At 63.8% G+C, this 17,728-nt stretch carries 15 protein-coding genes and 1 tRNA gene; 4 read left to right on the top strand and 12 right to left on the bottom strand.

Going from position 1 to position 17,728, the window contains the following annotated elements; translation table 11 throughout:
• Positions 1 to 190: 190 nt before the first annotated feature.
• The 3 genes from rpsA to aroA all read right to left on the bottom strand — a co-directional run bounded on the left by rpsA (position 191) and on the right by aroA (position 4,385).
• The gene (gene rpsA / locus NR193_RS01860) at positions 191 to 1,888 is read right to left on the bottom strand and encodes a 30S ribosomal protein S1 (protein WP_091580884.1); all 1,698 of its coding nucleotides are present in this window, start codon (positions 1,886 to 1,888) and stop codon (positions 191 to 193) included.
• A 207-nt stretch (positions 1,889 to 2,095) separates the two neighbouring features.
• On the bottom strand, positions 2,096 to 2,746 hold the full coding sequence (cmk, locus tag NR193_RS01855) for a (d)CMP kinase (RefSeq protein WP_256749186.1): 651 nt from the start codon (positions 2,744 to 2,746) through the stop codon (positions 2,096 to 2,098).
• Between the two features lie 280 nt (positions 2,747 to 3,026).
• Positions 3,027 to 4,385, bottom strand: a complete 1,359-nt coding sequence (gene aroA, locus NR193_RS01850) for a 3-phosphoshikimate 1-carboxyvinyltransferase (protein ID WP_256749185.1) — start codon at positions 4,383 to 4,385, stop codon at positions 3,027 to 3,029.
• A 207-nt stretch (positions 4,386 to 4,592) separates the two neighbouring features.
• Between aroA and NR193_RS01845 the strand changes: the two genes are divergently transcribed.
• Positions 4,593 to 4,982: a TIGR02300 family protein gene (locus tag NR193_RS01845; protein ID WP_091581070.1), complete on the top strand. Its 390-nt coding sequence runs from the start codon at positions 4,593 to 4,595 to the stop codon at positions 4,980 to 4,982.
• Positions 4,983 to 5,154: 172 nt separating this feature from the next.
• Positions 5,155 to 5,230 (top strand) — tRNA-Ala (locus NR193_RS01840).
• 93 nt (positions 5,231 to 5,323) lie between these two features.
• Here NR193_RS01840 and NR193_RS01835 read toward each other — a convergent pair.
• Positions 5,324 to 6,085, bottom strand: coding sequence for an SDR family NAD(P)-dependent oxidoreductase (locus tag NR193_RS01835; RefSeq protein WP_256749184.1), 762 nt, complete (start codon positions 6,083 to 6,085; stop codon positions 5,324 to 5,326).
• 103 nt (positions 6,086 to 6,188) lie between these two features.
• Between NR193_RS01835 and NR193_RS01830 the strand changes: the two genes are divergently transcribed.
• Both NR193_RS01830 and NR193_RS01825 read left to right on the top strand, forming a co-directional pair.
• The gene (locus NR193_RS01830; protein ID WP_256749183.1) at positions 6,189 to 7,472 is read left to right on the top strand and encodes an aspartate aminotransferase family protein; all 1,284 of its coding nucleotides are present in this window, start codon (positions 6,189 to 6,191) and stop codon (positions 7,470 to 7,472) included.
• Positions 7,473 to 7,501: 29 nt separating this feature from the next.
• Positions 7,502 to 8,599, top strand: a complete 1,098-nt coding sequence (locus NR193_RS01825; protein WP_256749182.1) for a phosphotransferase enzyme family protein — start codon at positions 7,502 to 7,504, stop codon at positions 8,597 to 8,599.
• A 100-nt stretch (positions 8,600 to 8,699) separates the two neighbouring features.
• Here the strand turns inward: NR193_RS01825 and fabG are convergent, their stop codons facing one another.
• From fabG to NR193_RS01785, 8 genes are all read right to left on the bottom strand, one after another.
• Positions 8,700 to 9,464 (bottom strand): 3-oxoacyl-ACP reductase FabG, encoded by a 765-nt coding sequence (fabG, locus tag NR193_RS01820; protein WP_256749181.1) that lies wholly within the window; start codon positions 9,462 to 9,464, stop codon positions 8,700 to 8,702.
• Positions 9,465 to 9,544: 80 nt separating this feature from the next.
• Positions 9,545 to 11,071 (bottom strand): APC family permease, encoded by a 1,527-nt coding sequence (locus tag NR193_RS01815; protein WP_256749180.1) that lies wholly within the window; start codon positions 11,069 to 11,071, stop codon positions 9,545 to 9,547.
• A gap of 99 nt (positions 11,072 to 11,170) precedes the next feature.
• Complete coding sequence (locus NR193_RS01810) at positions 11,171 to 11,869, bottom strand: cysteine hydrolase family protein (RefSeq protein WP_095789842.1); 699 nt, start codon at positions 11,867 to 11,869, stop codon at positions 11,171 to 11,173.
• Between the two features lie 9 nt (positions 11,870 to 11,878).
• Entirely contained in the window at positions 11,879 to 12,298 is a 420-nt protein-coding gene (locus tag NR193_RS01805; protein ID WP_256749179.1) for a diol dehydratase small subunit, read from the bottom strand.
• Positions 12,295 to 14,565 carry a propanediol/glycerol family dehydratase large subunit gene (locus NR193_RS01800; RefSeq protein ID WP_256749178.1) on the bottom strand — a complete coding sequence of 757 codons (2,271 nt, stop codon included), beginning with the start codon at positions 14,563 to 14,565 and terminating at the stop codon, positions 12,295 to 12,297. The genes NR193_RS01805 and NR193_RS01800 overlap by 4 nt, the downstream gene beginning before the upstream one ends.
• A 353-nt stretch (positions 14,566 to 14,918) precedes the next feature.
• Complete coding sequence (locus NR193_RS01795; protein WP_256749177.1) at positions 14,919 to 16,010, bottom strand: ABC transporter ATP-binding protein; 1,092 nt, start codon at positions 16,008 to 16,010, stop codon at positions 14,919 to 14,921.
• Positions 16,007 to 16,807 (bottom strand): ABC transporter permease, encoded by an 801-nt coding sequence (locus tag NR193_RS01790; RefSeq protein ID WP_256749176.1) that lies wholly within the window; start codon positions 16,805 to 16,807, stop codon positions 16,007 to 16,009. The genes NR193_RS01795 and NR193_RS01790 overlap by 4 nt, the downstream gene beginning before the upstream one ends.
• Before the next feature lies 1 nt (position 16,808).
• Complete coding sequence (locus NR193_RS01785; protein ID WP_306279909.1) at positions 16,809 to 17,684, bottom strand: ABC transporter permease; 876 nt, start codon at positions 17,682 to 17,684, stop codon at positions 16,809 to 16,811.
• Positions 17,685 to 17,728: the final 44 nt, after the last annotated feature.

Below are 17,728 nucleotides of genomic sequence, written 5' to 3'. Positions count from 1 at the left end.
GATGTAAAGACGCAGCAACCACGACGATCCCTCGGTGGAACGATCGTCGCCATAGCGCATGAAAAGCCTCCCTCGCGGACCACAGGCAAATACGCGAGGAAGTTTATCTTACCGTAAAGAAAAACCCCGCCGGAGCGATCCGGCGGGGTTTTCGTTGATCGCCGCGCGAGTGCGCGGCGGCAGCCGATGCTTAGCTGCCCTGCTTCTTCAGCGCGGCGCCCAGGATATCGCCCAGCGAAGCGCCGGAATCGGTCGAGCCGTACTGGGCGACCGCTTCCTTCTCTTCGGCGATTTCCAGCGCCTTGATCGAGACCTGCAGCTTGCGGGTCTTCTTGTCGAAGGCGATGACGCGGGCATCGACCTTCTGGCCGACGGTGAAGCGCTCGGGGCGCTGCTCGTCGCGGTCGCGGCTCAGATCGGAGCGCTTGATGAAGGTCTCGATGCCGCTGTCGACCAGCCGCACTTCCAGACCGCCATCCTTGACGCCGATGACTTCGCAGGTGACGACGGCGTTCTTGCGCAGTTCGCCTGAAGTCGCTGCTTCGCCGACCGTATCCTTGGCCAGCTGCTTGATGCCGAGCGAGATGCGTTCCTTCTCGATGTCGACGTCGAGCACCTGCGCCTTGACCATGTCGCCGCGGTTGTACTCTTCGATGACCTGCTCGCCCGGACGGGTCCAGTCGAGGTCGGAGAGGTGCACCATGCCGTCCACGTCGCCTTCCAGGCCGATGAACAGGCCGAACTCGGTCTTGTTCTTGACCTCGCCCTCGACCTGGCTGCCGACCGGATGGGTCCGCGCGAAGGCTTCCCACGGGTTTTCCAGCGTCTGCTTGAGGCCGAGCGAGATGCGGCGCTTGGCCGGATCGACCTCGAGCACCACCACGTCGACTTCCTGCGTCGTCGACAGGATCTTGCCGGGATGCACGTTCTTCTTCGTCCACGACATTTCCGAAACGTGGATGAGACCCTCGATGCCCGGCTCCAGCTCGACGAACGCGCCGTAGTCGGTGATGTTGGTGACGGTGCCCTTGATCTTCTTGCCGATCGGGAACTTGGTGCCGATCTCGGACCACGGATCGCTCTCGAGCTGCTTCATGCCGAGCGAGATGCGGTGGGTTTCCTGGTTGATGCGGATGATCTGCACCTTGACCGTCTGACCGATGTTGAGGATTTCGGTCGGATGGTTGACGCGGCGCCATGCCATGTCGGTGACGTGCAGCAGGCCGTCGATGCCGCCGAGGTCGACGAACGCACCGTAGTCGGTGATGTTCTTGACGACGCCTTCGACCACCTGGCCTTCTTCGAGGTTCTGCACGATTTCCGAACGCTGTTCGGCGCGGCTCTCCTCGAGCACGGTGCGGCGCGACACCACGATGTTGCCGCGGCGGCGATCCATCTTGAGGATCTCGAAGGGCTGCGGGTTGTGCATCAGCGGGGAGACGTCGCGGATCGGGCGGATATCGACCTGGCTGCGCGGCAGGAAGGCCACGGCGCCGTCGAGGTCGACGGTGAAGCCGCCCTTGACCTGGTTGAAGATGACGCCTTCGACGCGCTCACCCTTGGTGAACTTCTCTTCGAGACGGACCCAGCTCTCTTCGCGGCGGGCCTTCTCACGGGAAAGCATCGCTTCGCCAAGCGCGTTCTCGATGCGCTCGACATAGACCTCGACCGTGTCGCCGACCTTCAGCGTCGTGTCCTTGCCCTTGACGCCGAATTCCTTCAGCGGCACGCGGCCTTCGACCTTGAGGCCGACATCGATGATCGCCATGTCTTTTTCAATGGCGGTGATGATGCCCTTGACGACCTGGCCTTCGCCGGAATGGCCGGCGGTAAAAGATTCTTCGAGCAGGCTCGCGAAATCATCGCGAGTGGGATTTGCAGCTGACATTGTTTCTCCTGGAATGCCCCGCATCTGTCGCGGGACGGGCGCCGTGGGTTAGCGTTGCGTGGGCCTGCCGGCGTTCCGGGCTACAAAAGCCCTGGGCCGCTCTTTAGGCGGCAATTCCGGCGCATGAAGAATGCTGGCAGGCTGGTTCGTGCCCGACATGGGTATTTTCTTCGTCTCCGGCAATCGGAAACAGCATGAAAACCCAACTCAGGCCTTGTCTCTCTTGGCCAGCACGTCGTCGATGACAGCTCTGGCTGCGAGAAACGCGGCTTCTATAGCCATTTCGCTGGTATCAAGCAAGTGCGCGTCGGCGGCGGGCTTCAACGGCGAGTCGGCGCGGCCCATGTCGCGCTCGTCGCGGTGCACGATATCGGCGAGGATTTCGTCAAAATTGGCGGTGCCGCCGATGCTCTCGATCTCGGCCAGCCGCCGCTGTGCCCGCACCTCGGCGCTCGCCGTCACATAGAGTTTTACGTCGGCGTCGGGGCAGACGACAGTGCCGATGTCACGGCCGTCGAGCACGGCGCCCGGCGGGGTCTTGGCGAAGTCGCGCTGCTTTTCGACGAGGATGCGCCGCACCGTCGGGAAAACGGCGACCTTCGAGGCGGCCTCGCCGATAGCGTGCGCCGACAAGACCGCCCGGTCGAGCCTTGCCAGATCGACCTGGCGAGCCGCGGTCTCCGCCGCCGAGACATTGTCGAGCGGCAGTGCATGCTGGATCAGCGCATAGGCCACCGCGCGATAGGTGAGGCCGGTGTCGAGCAGGTTCAGCCGGTAATGGTCGGCGAGCCGCCGGGCCAGCGTGCCCTTGCCGGCACCGGCGGGGCCGTCGATGGCGATGGTGAAGGTAGAAGTCATTGGCAGGCCAACGCTTCCCAAGGCTTGGCGTACAGCCCACGCGCCTTCGTCATCCCAGGGCGGAGCAGGAGCGCAGCTCCGTCGCGAAGACCCTGGGATCCATGCCGTGACATTTGCCGAAGAGTGCTGCGGACGAGAATTTGGCACCGTCGCGACGTTTCGACGTCACGGCATGGATCCTGGGGTCTGCGCCGCGTCGCTTCGCTCCTTGCTTCGCCCCAGGATGACGAAGGCAAGGATGTCGACACCCTATCTCCACGGTCTGCGATTGCCATGACTGTCACCCGATCTCCGCGCCAAGCCCCTGCATCAGCCCCATGAACTCGGGAAAGCTGGTCGCGATCATCGCCTGGTCGTCGATGGTCACCGGCTTTTCCGTCGCCAGCCCCATCACCAGAAAGCTCATGGCGATGCGGTGGTCGAGATGGGTCTGCACGGTAGTGTCCTGGCCGTTCGGATGGCCGCCCAGCCCCTTGCCGCCCGGCCTGCCGCGCACCGCGAGCGTTGCTTCGCCCTCGGTGCAGTCGACGCCGTTGAGCTTCAGCCCGTTGGCGACGGCCGACAGCCGGTCGGATTCCTTCACCCGCAATTCTTCCAGCCCCTGCATCAGCGTTTCGCCCTCGGCGAAGCTGGCGGCGACGGCGAGCACCGGATACTCGTCGATCATCGACGGCGCCCGCTCGGGCGGCACGGCGACGCCTTTCAGTTCGGAGTAGCGCACGCGCAGGTCGGCGACATCTTCGCCGCCGGCATTGCGCGGATTGAGGATGTCGATCTTGCCGCCCATTTCCTGCAGCGTCAAAAGCAGCCCGGTGCGGGTCGGGTTCATCAGCACGTTCTCGATGACGATGTCGGAGCCCGGCACGATCAGCGCCGCCACCAGCGGGAAGCCGGCCGAGGACGGGTCGCCAGGCACCGCGATGGTCTGGCCGGTGAGCTTGCCCTGGCCCTCGATGAAGATGTGGCGCACGCCGCGCTCGTCGGTTTCGACCGACAAATTGGCGCCAAAGCCCTTCAGCATCTTTTCGGTGTGGTCGCGTGTCATCACCGGTTCGATGACTGTGGTGATGCCCGGCGTGTTGAGGCCGGCCAGCAGCACCGCCGATTTCACCTGCGCCGAGGCCATCGGCACGCGGTAGGTGATCGGCGCGGCATGCTTGGGCCCATGCACCGTGATCGGCATGCGGTCGCCGGGCGTTGCCTTCAGCACCTGCACGCCCATCTGGCGCAAGGGTTCCAGCACGCGGCCCATCGGCCGGCCCGACAGCGAGGCGTCGCCGATGAAGGTCGTTTCCATGTCATAGGTGCCGACCAGGCCCATGGTGAGCCGCGAGCCGGTGCCGGCATTGCCGAAATCGAGCGGGCCTTCCGGCTGCAGCAGCGCGCCGTTGCCGGTGCCGCGGATCACCCACTCGGCGCCCCGCTTTTCGATATGTGCGCCCATCGCCTTCATGGCCGCACCCGTGCGCATCACATCCTCGCCCTCCAGCAGGCCGGTGATGCGGGTCTCGCCGGAGGCGAGGCCGCCGAACATGAAGGAGCGGTGCGAGATCGACTTGTCGCCCGGCACGCGCGCCGTGCCGGAAAGGGCTGATGATCTGCGGGCGGTGGCCGGCTTTGGGGCGGCAGCGTGAGACATGGAATTTCCCTGGACGGAACGCCGGCGGGCCGGCGCTTTTCATTTGTTGCGGCGGTCTCGTATCACGGCGGGCCGAAATGGTCATCCCCAATGGTCATCACTTGCCGCGAGGCCTTTCAATGCATGGTTTTGTGACGCCGGCTTTTCGCTTTGACAGCGCTGCAAACTGTGGTTAAGGGGACCACTCTTTTATTGACGAGGCTTGCCGTGGCAAAAACCGAACTTGGCACAAAACGCATCGACCCGGAGACGGGCCGAAAATTCTACGACCTGAACAAGGACCCGATCGTCTCGCCCTACACCGGCAAGACCTATCCGCGTTCCTATTTCGAGGAAGGCAAGATCGCCGCCCTCGAAGAGGAAGAGGAAGTGGCCGAGAAGGAAGTGGACGCCGAGGACGAGGAGGGCGTTGAGGTTGTCTCGCTCGAAGAGGCCGACGAGGACGTCAAGGCCGACGATCTGCCCGATCTCGGCGATGATGAGGACGACGTCGACCTCGGCGACGACGAGGACGACACCTTCCTGGCCGACGAAGAGGAAGAAGACGACGACGTCGCCGACATGATCGGCGTTGGCGACGACGACGACGAGGTCTGATCGGCCTGGGACGCAAGCGTTCGCAGGCTTTCTCGGCCTGTGAACAAAAAGCCGGTATTCAAGGCTTGATATTGACGAAGGGCGGGGTTAGAAGCCGCCTGCACTAACGGCGCGGTCTCCAACCCGCGCCGGATCTCTTCGCCGGAAACGGCGCCGGTTGACTGCCGGAAGTGGGGCCATAGCTCAGTTGGGAGAGCGCTTGAATGGCATTCAAGAGGTCGTCGGTTCGATTCCGATTGGCTCCACCAAACAGTCCCTGACAAACTTGGCCGTCGGCCCCTTGCATCGACGAGTAGCCCGGCAAGCAGAGTATTTCTGCGTTTCCGTGAAACGATAATCCGCTAGACCACCGTTTCTCCGCCGTCGACGACCAGAATCTGGCCCGTCATGTACGAGGACCGGTCGGATACCAGAAACAGCACGGACTCGGCGATTTCCTCGACGCTGGCCCAGCGGCCGAGCGGTACTTTTTCGCGGATGTAGGCTTCGATGGCGTCCCGGCCCCCCATCTGGGCGATGAAAGGGCCATTGAAGGGCGTGTCGACCCAGCCGGGGCAAAGCGCGTTGACGCGAATGCCGAAGCGGCCATAGTCGCCCGCCATCTGCCTGGTCATCGCGATTACCGCGTGCTTGGTCGTCGTATAGGCGATCATCTCACGGTCGTAGAGCACGCCGGAGCTCGACGACGTGTTGAGAATGACCCCGCGGCCGGCCTTTTTCATGAACGGCATGACGATGCGGGCGCCGAGGAAGTGAGCCCGCACGTTGAGCGACCAGGAGGTGTCGAAGCCCTGGACGCTCACACCGAGCACGTCACCCTCGACCTGCACGCCGGCATGATTGTGGAGGATGTCGATCCTGCCCTGCGTGGCGATGAAATCGCGGAAACCGGCTTCGAGCGCCTGATCGTCGGTCAGGTCGAACACGAGCGCTTTCGCCCGTCCACCGGCAGCAAGAATCTGTTCGACGGTCGCGTTGGCGCCGTCGGCGCTGCGGTCCGCCACGCCGACCACCGCGCCCTCGCGCGCGATGATCAGCGCCGCCGCCCTGCCGATGCCCGATCCCGCGCCGGTCACGATCGCGGCCCTGTCCTTCAGGATCATCCCTCTCCACCCTTTCTCCCCGCCTCGTAATCCTGCATCATCCGGCACGCGAGCCTCGCCGGCTCGGTTGCGCGCCGATCAACCTCCGAGGAAAAAGACAGGCATGTACGACTTCGGTCCCTTCAAGTTCGAGTCGAAGCAGGATTTTTTCGACAAGGCAATCCGTTTCTGGAACCCCGACAAGACCAGGTTCTGGCAGAAGGCCGGGATCGACCTGGTGATCGGCAGGCGGGAGGGTTATTTCCTCTACGACATGTCGGGACGCCGCCTGATCGACCTGCACCTGAACGGCGGCACCTACAATCTCGGTCACCGCAATCCGGAGCTGGTCGACACGCTGAAGAGCGCGCTCGATTATTTCGACATCGGCAATCACTGGTTCCCCTCCGTGGCGCGCACGGCGCTGGCCGAATCCCTCGTCAATGTCTCGCCGGGAATGAAATACGCGGTCTTCGCGCCGGGCGGCGCGGAGGCGGTGGACATCGCCATCAAGAGCGCCCGCTATGCCACCAAGCGGCGCAAGATCGTGTCGATCATCAAGGGCTACCATGGGCATTCGGGGCTCGCGGTGGCGACCGGCGACGATCGCTTCACCAAGATCTTCCTCTCCGACCAGCCGGAGACGTTCATCCAGGTTCCCTTCAACGATATCGACGCCATGGAGCAGGCGCTCGAGGGCGAAGACGTCGCGGCGCTGATCATGGAGACGATCCCCGCCACTTACGGCTTCCCGATGCCGAAGGACGGCTATCTCAACGCCTGCAAGGCGCTGTGCGAAAAGCATGGCGCGATGTACATCGCCGACGAGGTCCAGACCGGCCTGATGCGGACCGGCAGCATGTGGGGCTGGCAGGCCTATGGCGTCCAGCCGGACATCATGGTGACGGCCAAGGGCCTGTCCGGCGGACTCTATCCGATCAGCGCGACGCTGGTGAACGACAAGGCCGGCGGCTGGCTCAACGAGGACGGGGCTGCCCACATCTCGACCACCGGTGGGGCCGAGCTCGGCTGCGTCGTCGCCCACAAGGTCATCGAGATGCTGCAGCGGCCTGCCCTGGTTGCCAATGTCGGCACCGTGACCGAGTTCATGGCACAGGCCATGCGCGAGATGCTGGCTCGTCACGGCGACATCTTCACCGGCGTGCGCCAGAAAGGCGTGATCCTCGGCCTGGAATTCAGCAACCACCCGGAGGGTGCCGTCTTCGCGTCACGCGCACTCTACGAGCAGGGCGTCTGGGCGATCTTCTCGTCGCTCGACAAAAGGGTGCTGCAGTGGAAGCCCGGCGTGCTTCTGGATCGCGAGACCTGCCAGGACATCATGGATCGCTTCGATGCGGCAATGCCGCGTGCGCGGGAGCTGCTGCACCAGGCGGGCAAGGCGAGTTGACATGGCTCGAACCTGGTTGAAACTGCCAAATGTCCAGTTCGAGCCGGCGGCTGGACTTGCCGGGATCGTTCGGGTTCTGGCTGGGGCAATGGCGCAATGATCGGGCAGGACTGACAGTGACGGATTTCGACGCGCTCACCCACGACCAGCAACTCGGCATCCTGCAGGAGACGGCGGAAGCGGCCACCGCCAACTACGATCTGCCGGCGGATGTTTCCGTCGAGATGATCAACCTGTCGGAGAACGCGACCTACAGGATTGCGGCTCCCGACGGCCGGCGCTGGGCACTGCGCATCCATCGCGACGGCTACCATACAAGGACGGCCATCCAATCCGAACTGGCCTGGCTGACCGATTTGCGCCAGACCGGGATCGTCTCCACACCCGTGCCGGTCGCTGGCAAGGACGGCGAGCAGATCCAGCATGTCGGCCATGCCAGGCTGGCGCAACCCCGCCACGTCGTGCTGTCGCAATGGGAGACCGGTTCGGAGCCGGGCATAGGCGAGGCGCTCGAGGAACCTTTCGAATTGCTGGGGGAGGTGACCGCCCGCATGCACATCCACGCCCGACAGTGGCGGCGCCCATCCTGGTTCAGCCGCCACGTGTGGGATTTCGAAACAAGCCTCGGCGAGGAACACCCTCATTGGGGACGCTGGCGCGACGGCATGGGCGTCGACGCCGCGAAGGCCAAACTCTTTGGCCGCACCACGGACCTGATCGGCCGCAGGCTCGCCGCCTTCGGCAAGGGCCATGACCGCTTCGGCCTCATTCATTGCGACCTGCGGCTCGCCAACCTTTTGATCGACGGCAAGACAGTGAAGGTCATCGACTTCGACGACTGCGGCTTCGGCTGGTATATGTACGACGCGGCGACGCCCATCTCCTTCTACGAGCACGAGCCGCAGGCCGCCGATCTCATCCAGTCGTGGACGACCGGCTATCGCCGGGTGCTTGACCTGCCCAAGGCGGACGAGGACGAGATCCCGACCTTCGTGATGCTGCGCCGCCTGCTCCTGGTCGCGTGGATCGGCTCGCACGCGGAGACGGATCTCGCCAAGTCGATGGGCCTCCCCTACACCGAGGGAACCGTCGGGCTGTGCGAGGCCTATCTGAGCAAGTTCTCCTGACAGCAATTTCAGGAAAAGTGTGAAACGGTTCTCCCGGGAAAAGCGCGTAGGGCTTTCCCTGGGGATTGCGTCAAGGAGATAGAGCGGTTGGTGAACGGCTCTATGCCAGGGCCTCCAGGCTCTCCGGCAGGATCTGGCCGCCGTCGACGATGATCGTCTGCCCGGTCACGTAGCCTGCTTCCTTCGACGCGAAGTAGAGCGCGGCGTGGCCGATGTCCTCCACGGTTCCGAGCCGCTTGAGGGGGATCGAGGCGGCCATGGTCTTCTGGTAGTCCTCGCCCAGCCCGACAAGGCCCTCGGTGATGATGTTGCCCGGCATGACGGCGTTGACGGTGATACCGTATTTCGCCAGCTCGATGCAGGCCGTGCGCATGAAGCCGAGCTGCCCCGCCTTGGTGGCGCCGTAGTGCGACCAGCCGGGAAAACCGGTGACCGGTCCGGTGATCGACGACGTCAGCACGATGCGGCCCTGGTCGGACTTCTTGAGATAGGGAACCGCCGCCTTGACCGCGTGGAAGGTGCCCTTGAGGTTGGTGTCGACGACCTCGTCCCATTGTTGCGAGGTCATGTCCTCGAGCCGCGCCTGCGGGAAAATACCGGCATTGGCGCACAACACGTCGATGCCACCGTTTCTCGCGGCTGCCGCCGCGAACGCGGCCTCGATGCTGGCGAGCGAAGTGACGTCGCCAGCCACGCCAAAGGCGCCGTGGCCGATTTCGGCGGCAGCGGCTTCAGCCTGGTCGAGATGGCGCGCGATGATGGCGACCTTGGCACCGGAGAGCGCGAATACCCGCGCTATGCCCTTGCCGATGCCTTTCGATCCGCCGGTAACGACGACGGACCGACCCTTCAAAGACTGGGTCATGAATTGAAGCTCCAAAATGAGACGGGGACAGAGTGATCCTCCGTCCCCGTTGCCGCAAGAAATCCAGGGCGATGGATGCCCTAGCCTTCGTTCACCATGTGACCGATGTTGCCGTACGCCTTTGGGTTGGCCGACTTCAGCACGAAGCCCCAGATCAGGCCGACGATAAGGATCGCAAGCCCGACATAGGGGATGCTCCTGGCAAAACCATTGGTGCCGCCGAGCGTGGCGAGATTGGCCACCAGCGTGTAGACGAGGACCAGCTGGACAACCACCGAGATCAACGGCGCGATGACTGTCGTCAACGCGTTGCCGCCGCCATTCTTCTTGAACCACATGTAGATCGCCAGCGAGACAACGGCCTGCAGCACCAGCAGCAGTCCGGTGCCAAGCACCGCAAACAGCGTATAGACGCCAAGCCAGGCCTGTCCCGACGGATCGTCGAAGCCGTAGGCCAGACCGTAGAGCAGGACCCAGACCGCCGCCAGCACCGACTGCAGCACCGAGGCCTTGTGGGGGCTCTTGTGGTGGTCATGCGTCTCCGCGATCGCCTGTGGCAGGACGCCTTCGCGTGCCAGCGAGTACAAATAGCGGGAAGCGGTGTTGTGGAAGGCCATGCCGCAGGCGAAGGAACTGGTCAGGATGAGAAGCGACATCAGCTGGTAGCCCCAGCCGCCGACAAAACTCTGGATGGGGGTCAGGAAGAAATTTACCCCGTCGGAGAATGCCTTGGCCACCATGTCGGCCTCGGTGGGATAGGCTGCAACGGCGCACCAGCTGACGAAGGTGTAGAACAGGCCGAGGCCAATTACCGAAATCAGCAGCGACTGCGGAATGATGCGCTTCGGATCGCGGGATTCCTCGGCGTAGTTCGGCGCCATCTCGAAGCCGACCCACGACCAGAACGCCATGAAGATGCCGACGGCCGCCGCACCCGCGGGTATGGCCACGGTTCCGACTGTCTGCTCGGCGACAGGCGTGAACACCTTGAACATATTCAACGAATCGCCGGAAAAATTCGTCCCGCCATGGGCGAAAATCACACCCAGCGAGAAGATCACCAGCATGATCACTTCGAGAATGAGGGCTATGCCGAGCAGCCGTGCCGACACTTTCACGTCGCGGTAGGCAAGTGCGGCAATGACCACGATCATGGCCAGCGCAAGCACGATCCACGGCACGTTGATGCCCAAGTGTTGGGAAATCCACAAATTGCCGAAAAATGCGAACAACCCGGTCAGCGAGGCCTCGAACAGCGAATAGCAGGCGAGCGAGCCTATGCCCGCCGACATGCCGACCTCACGGCCGAGCCCTTGGCTGATAAAGGAGTAGAAGCCGCCGACGGACGAGACGCGCGATGCCATCGCGGCATAGCCGACCGAGAATATGGTCAGCACGATCGTCGCCATCAGGAAGGCGGCCGGTGTGTATTTGCCGATGCCATAGCCTGCCGCGAACGGGACATTGCCCAGCATTGCCGACATTGGCGCGGCGCCGGTGACCGCCAGAAAGAGCACTCCCGCAAGCCCCACGGCCTTCGAGTGCAAAAGGTCGATGCTGTTACTCTTCGAGACGTCGATCGTCCCGCGTGCAGTTTCTATGGCCATGAAGCCCTCTCCATTCGTGACAGCTGTACTTTGGTCCCCGCACGTGGCGGCCGATGTCTCCCGGCCTGCGAGTGCAGCCATGACACTACGGACGCAGCGTCACTTTGCCAAGGCCATGATTTTGCATAGCTCGCCGCTCGACATGACGTGGCAGTAGATCATGTTGATGATTTCGAGCTCCTTGCGATGAAGCTCCTCGGTCGCCGCCGCGCAGCAATCCTCGAGCACGATGACGGCATAGCTCTCATCCGCCAGGCTGCGCACCGTCGAAGACACGCACTGGTCCGTGAAGATACCGCAGCAGATGACATTCCTGATGCCGAGATTGTGAAGGATCAGGCGCAGATTCGTCCCTGTCAGCGCGGAATCGGTGGTCTTGGTCACCACGATTTCGTCGCCGGCCGGCTGAAGTTCGGCAACGAGCTGCGACGGCGCGTCGTTCTTCGGCAGCAGCAGATTGTTCCAGCCCGGCATTTTCTGGGAGAGCGAGCGATCGCGCCCGTCCTTGGTGTGGCAGGCGATGCGGGCGAAAAGGCATTCGATGCCATTTTGCCGTGCCAGCGCCAGCAATCTTGCCGTGTTCGGTATCACCGTGCCGTGCATACGCTCGTGGAACGGCGTCCACAGGTCGTAGCGGTGCTGTTCCTGCGGCGAAAGCGACGCACGATCCGGCCGTTCGAGGTAGGTGTTCTGGACGTCGATGACCAGGATGGCGGTTTGCGCCGGCACCAGCACCGGATCATCCGGCTCGGGCGCACCGAGGTAGTAGAGCGAACGGAATCCGGTTTTCCAGCTCATGCGGTCCTTTCAGAAGCGGAACGTGAAAAGGCCGCGCGCCGCATAGGTCTCCGCGGCTTCTTCGATGAAACGGGCGATGCGTTCTGCCTGGTAGGTGTCGCGCATCGTGGCGGCGGCCTCGAGCAATTCTTCCTTGGACTTGGCGCGGCCGGGGCGCAGCAGTTCGTAGACCTGCATGATGAAATCCTGCGGTACCTCGACAAGCTCAGCCCCCCGCTCGAAGTTGAGGGCGAGAGTCGGCCGGCCGACATCGCGCGCCACGTCGGCCTGGGCCTGCAGTGCTTGCGGCGTGATGCGAAGGTCTTCCATCGTCACGTGGCCGGCAAGCACCGCATCCAGCGTTATCTCCGGAAGCGCCTTGCCGTGCTTGCCGGTGACGGCGCCGGGCTGGGTTTCGGCAAGCGGATAGTCGGCGCGCGTATGGGTCACGATTTCGCTCCCGTCAGGGTGACGTCGACCTCTTCGGGAGCCGCACCAGCCTCGGTCAGTCCGGTTTCGATGGCGTAGATGAGGGCGACGCGGGCATGATAGCGCGACCCCATGGCCTCGCCTCGCTGCGGCACGACGATAGGCTCCGGCATTTCGCCCAGCGCATAGGCCGCCGCATTGGCGCCGAGCGCGCGATAGTGCTCGAGCCTGGTGATCGGCGCATTGGAAAACAGTTCCAGATTGTTGTGCGGCTGGCGGTCGCGCTGATGGATGACGGCCGTGCCCTTGGCCTGGATGCCGATGCCGATGCCGCTGCCGGCAAGCCGCGCGGCGGACAGGCCGAGGAAGGAGGTGTCGGCCGTATGGCGGAAGCGAACGACGCGCGCCTTGAGCCCGCGCGCGCGGATCGCATCCAGCATGGCGCCCAGCACTTCCGACAGCCGATGCCCGGCCGTCGTCCGGTAAAGTTTCAACCCGAAGGCCGGGCTGATGCCGATGACCACGTCGTCCTTTGTCGACCCGTTGGCTGCCGGCCCGAGGTTACGATAGCGGATGTGCCTTGCCTCGTCCTTCTCGTGCAGGGCTTCCGAGCGCAGCACTTCCTTCTGATCCAGCACGTCGCGGATGTCGTTGAGCTGCAGGCGCCGTTCTTCGGACACCCGATAGCCGGAGCCGGGCCCGAGATAGTCGTTGGGATCGTTCACTGCGCTGACGATCCGCCCGTTGCGGATCATCGCCGAGGTCTGCAGATAGTCGCCGGAAAGGCGCAGCTTCACCACGTTCAGGAGGTTCTCGGCCTCTTCCCGGAACCCGCGGTTGGCCAACGCCTTGACCACGTCGATCACGGTGATGCCACGCTCCTTGATCGCCTCGCTGATGAAGGACACGTCGCGCGGCATCAGGCTGCGCGTATCGTCGGAGCCAGAGGCGTAGATCACACTGGTCTTCATGTCCTCGGTCGGCGTCGAAAGTCCGAGCTCCTCGAACACGGCAGCGATCGCCTCCACCGCCCGCTCGCGCAATTCGATGGCTCGGGACTCGGGCAGCGGCGTCAGGCCGCCATCGGCCTCGAAATCCCGCTGCAGCACCAGATAGTCTTCCAGCTCCTCGCCGTTGATCAGCGACGGGTTGAACGAATTGTCGTATTTCAGGATCGATCCCATCCCGGAGCAGATCAGGTCCGAGCCGGCGATCAGGTAGGGAAGGATCTTGGCGCCGACGCGAATTTCGGATTCGGTGGAGCGCGCGTCATTGCCCGATGCGCATTCGAGATCGAGCCAGACGGCGATGAGGTTCTCGGCCATCAGTTCGCGGACGCCACCGGGAATCGTGGCCGTCAACGGCGCTCCGTCGATGCCGCCGTTTTGCGTGCCCTGCACTCCCATGCCGCGCTGCAGGCAGAGGCAGCGCGCCTCCAGGTAGAGCAGCGATTTTGCTTCATGGAAGCCCATCAGCAACTCGGAGCCGGCACCCGACGTGCAGCGCATCTTGACGCCGCGCGAGGCATAGGCGGCGGCGAGGAACGCCTTTGACCATGGCGTGTCGTCACCATCGGTGAACGATTTCTCGGTGCCGTAGACGGAAACGGTCTCGGCGTAGGACGTGAAGCCGGCCATGGCGATGCGCAGCTCTTCGGCTTCCTCGCTGGAGCACTGGAACAGCGTTCCCCAGCGGCCGACCGCACCGCCCACCGCACACGCCACCGCGTTGGACCAGGCGTTGCGTGACACGCGCATCGTCGTTTCGATCTCGTCGAAACCAAAGGCGACGGCGGTCGCGGCATCCGCTGCGAGCTGCAGCGGGTCGTCCTTGGCGTTGGTGACGTGCGCCTGGTTGCCCGGCGTCTTGCGTGCCCGCATCTTCGAGTAAGCAAAAGCGATCTCCAGCGCGTTGAGCTGCGACACCACCTCGGCGAGTTTCGCGGGTGTCATGCCATGCGCGAGCCGCACCAGCGTTTCGCGCGGCACGTTCATGTCGACCAGCCAGCGTGCGACGGTCGCCGAGTCCAGCGCCATTGCTTCGGGCGCCACCTCCGGATCGATGTGATGGCGGGCAATGAAGCGATCGATCATATCGTAGTCGTGTTCGAGCACCCCATCGAGGGACACGACCCGCCCGCCCGCGATGCCGATGCCAGGCTTGGGATCGGCCGGGCTGGAGAAGGCGGAGAAGCCGTTGGCAGGGTCTTCCGCCGCAAACTTGTCCAGGCGCAGCGGCCGCTCATCCCAGTCGGCGAAGCGCTTCCAGCGGTTCAGTTTCGGCGTCATGCGTGCGATCCTCGACCCGGCCGAAAGACTAGTGAATGCCCACTCCTCACACAATGGCCTGGATCGACCGTCGCGAAGGAGCACGCCGGCACCGCGCTGCGCTTGTCGTCAACAGCATCGTCGTGCCGGAACTGGACGGGCCGAGCAGCGTCAGGAATTCACTATGGCTGCCGTTGTGTCGCGGCGGCACTCGCCAGTTTCCGTCGTGCCGGCCAGAAACGTTCGGACCAGGAGCAAATCCCTCGAAACTGGGCCCGGGTCTACGCCGACGCGCTTCGGGCGAAGTTCACAAGGGATGGCGATCCGGCGCCGGTTCATCCCGTCGAAAAACGACCCCTGCAGAGCCTGCCGGGCTAGCTCGTCTGCAGGGCGGGAAACAGGAATGCGGCGGCGGGATCGAAAAACACCTGGCCGCTCTGCTGCGCGGTTGCGTCGTGGTCATTCGCCATGTCCGAAGGCGGCCTGACGTCGATCTCCTGACCGGCGGAGGTACGCGCGACGACACGCCGCCGCTCGCCGAAGAAAGCGGCATCGATGAACTCGACCGCAAGCCCGGCAGTGGCCGGGCCAGGTCTCAGCCGAAACGCTTCCGGCCGCACCATCAGCCTGGTTTTCTGGCCTTGGCCGAACTCCTGGGTGGCCTTGACGCCCGACACGATTGAGCCGTCCGCGAGACGGATCGTCGCCGCGCCATTCGTGGTCTGGAGATGCTCGGCCGGCAGGAAGTTCGAATTGCCGATGAAGCTGGCGACGAATTCGCTCGCGGGTCTCAGATAGAGGTCTTCGCCGGTGCCGATCTGGGCGATGCGCCCGTCCCGAAACAGGGCGATGCGGTCCGAAAGATGCAGCGCCTCGTCCTGATCGTGGGTGACGTAAAGGATCGTTACGCCGGTTTCGCGATGGATGCGCCGTATCTCGGCCTGGATCTCCTCGCGCAGCTTCTTGTCGAGAGCAGACAGCGGCTCGTCCATCAAAAGGATCGGCGGATCGTAGGCAAGCGCCCGCGCAAGCGCGACGCGTTGCTGCTGTCCGCCCGACAGCGCGCCGGGGTATCTGCCGCCGAAACCCTCCAATCGAACCAGCGACAGCATCTCGGCGACCTTTCGGTTCACCTCGGCGTCCGGCCGCCGCCGCACGCGCAGCGGAAAGGCGACGTTCTCGGCGACGGTGAGATGCTGGAACAGCGTATAGCGTTGGAACACCATGCCGATATTGCGCTTGTGCGACGGCACTGAAAGCAGCGACCTGCCCTCGAGAAGAACGTCGCCGGATGTCGGGTCCTGAAAGCCGGCGATGGCGTAGAGCGTCGTCGACTTGCCCGAGCCCGAGGGACCGAGGAAGGTCAGGAATTCGCCCTTGGGTATGTCGATGGTGACATCGTGCACGGCAACGAAGCTGCCGAACGTCTTGCGCAGATTGCGAATGGAAAGGAACGGCTCGGTCATGTCGATAATTTCCGTCGGATCAGTGCTGTCGCGATCATCAGGCCCAGCGTCAGGAGAACGAGAAGGCTGGAAGCGGCGGCGATGACCGGGCTCAGATCCTGGCGCAGGCTGCCCCAGATCCTGACCGGCAAGGTCTGCAAGGTCGGGCTGGCCATGAAGATGGCGACCACGACCTCGTCCCAGGATGCGAGAAAGGCAAAGATCGCCGCCGAGAAGATTCCGATCTTGATGGACGGCAAGGTAACCCGCAGCTTTGCCTCGAACGGGCTGGCGCCGCAGACGATCGCGGCGTCCTCGATGGACTTGTCGAAGCCTTCGAGCGCCGCGCTGATGGGAATGATGGCGAAGGGGAGCGCGAGCACGGTGTGGGCGATGACGAAGCCGGCCGTGGTGCCGCCAAGCCCAATCCGCAGGAAGAAGGCGTAGATGGCGATGGCGAAGACGACCACCGGCAGCACCATCGGCGTCAGCAGAAGGCCGCGCACGGCGTCGCGTCCGCGAAATTTACCCCGGACCAGGGCGAAGGAAGCCATTAGGCCGATGACCACGGCAAGAACCGTCGCCATCGTGGCAATGCGCGCGCTGGTCAGTGCCGCTTCGAGCCAGGCCGGTTCGGCGAAAAGCTCCTCATACCATTTCAGCGTCCAGCCGGGCGGCGGAAAGGCCAGCCACCGCGACGATCCGAAGGACAGCAGCACGATGAAGACCACCGGCAGCAGCAGGAAAGCGGCGACAAGGCCGGTGAAGGCAAGAAGGGCGCCGCGCAGCCAGCCCAGCCGGTCATAGTCGAGCAGCATTTTAGACGCCTCCCGTCACGCGTTGGGTGCCGACGAGGCGCAGTTGCAGCGCGTAGAGCGCCATCGTCACCACAAGCAGGATGAAGGCGGCGGCGCTTCCCAGCCCCCAGTTGAGCAGCGACTGGATCATCTGGGCGATCATTCCGGCGAGCATCATGTTGGAAGTGCCGCCGAGCAGCGTCGGCGTCACGAAATAGCCGAGCGACATGACGAAAACCATCAGCCCGCCGGCGGCTATTCCCGGCAGCGACAATGGAAGCAATATCCGGCGAAAGGCGTCGAGGGGGCTGGCGCCGCACAGGGCGGCGGCGCGCAGCGTCATCGGGTCGATGGCGCGCAGGGTTCCGACCAGCGGCAGGATCATGAAGGGAAGCATGATGTAGACCATGCCTATGGTGACGCCGGTAAGGTTGTTGATGAGAGGCAGCGGTTCGTTGATCAGGCCGATATCCATCAATGTCCGGTTGATGACGCCGGTGCGCTGAAGCAGCACCATCCAGGCGTAGGTTCGGGTGAGCAGATTGGTCCACATCGACAGGATGATGATGCCGAAGACAATCGAGCCGAGGGCGGGCGGCATGATCGCCAGCGTCCAGGCAACCGGAAATGCCACAATGACGGTGACGGCGGTGACGATGGAGGCGACCAGGAAGGTGTTGAAGAACACCCGCGCATAGGTGCCGTCGCCAAACAGGATGGCATAATTCTGCAGGCCGGGCGTGGGCTCGGTGACGCTGCGCAGCAGCAGTGCCACGACCGGCACCACGAAGAACAGGGTTACCAGGATGAGGGCCGGCAAGGCACCGCCGAGGCCGCGTCGTGTTCGCACGACGGGCTTTTGCAAGACTGGCGTTCGATGAGGCAAATTGCCCGACATGGCGATGATCCCGGCACATCAGGCGGAACGCCTTGCGGCGTCCC

Origin of the sequence: Mesorhizobium sp. Mes31, assembly GCF_024519675.1 — a bacterium.
Lineage (GTDB): Bacteria > Pseudomonadota > Alphaproteobacteria > Rhizobiales > Rhizobiaceae > Mesorhizobium.
Note: the sequence above shows the minus strand (reverse complement) of the source record. Positions and strands in the feature narration are given on the sequence as shown.